General features: G+C 73.5%; 1 protein-coding gene and 1 pseudogene. Both read right to left on the reverse strand.

The window, feature by feature from the left end:
• Window positions 1-50: 50 nt before the first annotated feature.
• On the reverse strand, window positions 51-737 hold the full coding sequence (locus E4099_RS32450; protein ID WP_135342653.1) for an ABC transporter ATP-binding protein: 687 nt from the start codon (window positions 735-737) through the stop codon (window positions 51-53).
• Window positions 734-909, reverse strand: a pseudogene (locus tag E4099_RS34730) (PadR family transcriptional regulator); the annotation flags it as partial. The gene E4099_RS32450 and the pseudogene E4099_RS34730, both read right to left, overlap by 4 nt.

A 909-nucleotide genomic window follows, 5' to 3' on the forward strand; every position in this document is an offset into this window, starting at 1 on the left:
CCCGGGTACGGCGGGGGAGGGCGCCGCCGTACCCGGGTGGGTGGGGGCGCTCATCCGACACCCGCCATGTCCCGTGCCCGGCCGTCGCGGACCACGACCTCGCGGTCCGAGTACGCGGCCACCCGCGCCTCGTGGGTGACCAGGACGACGGCGGCCTGGGTGTCGCGGGCGGCGTCGGTGAGCAGCTGCATCACGCGTTCGCCGTTGAGGGAGTCCAGGGCGCCGGTGGGTTCGTCGGCGAAGACCACCCGGGGGCCGGTGACCAGGGCACGGGCCACGGCGACGCGTTGACCCTGGCCGCCGGAGACCTCGCCGGGCCGCTTGCCCGCCACGTCCTCGACCTCCAGCCGGGCCAGCCACTCGGTGGCGCGGGCCTCGGCGGCCTTGCGTCGGACACCGTTCAGCCGCAGGGGCAGGGCCACGTTCTCCAGGCAGGTCAACTCGGGCACCAGCTGCCCGAACTGGAAGACGAAGCCGAACTCGCCGCGCCGCAGGGCACTGCGCCGGCCGTCCGACATGGCGGACAGTTCGTGGCCGTTGTAGAGGACGCGGCCCTCGTCCGGGCGGACGATGCCGGCCAGGCAGTGGAGCAGGGTGGACTTGCCGGAGCCGGAGGGGCCCATGACGGCGACCACCTCGCCGGCGTGGATGGAGAAGTCGGCTCCGTCCAGGGCGGGTGTGGCGCCGTAGGACTTGCGCAGTGCTTCGGCGGACAGCAGTGATCCTTCGGGGGTCATCCGCGGATCTCCTTGGCGAGCTGGTGGAGGCGGGCGGCGGTCAGTTCCAGCCAGCGCAGGTCGGCCTCCAGGTGGAACAGGGCGTGGTCGCAGATCAGCTGGTCGGCGAGGTCGCCGCCGCGTTTGCGCTGGGTGAGGTCGCGCATCAGCCGCAGATGGGTGGCGCGCTGCA

It is taken from the genome of Streptomyces palmae, assembly GCF_004684805.1.
Classification (GTDB): domain Bacteria; phylum Actinomycetota; class Actinomycetes; order Streptomycetales; family Streptomycetaceae; genus Streptomyces; species Streptomyces palmae.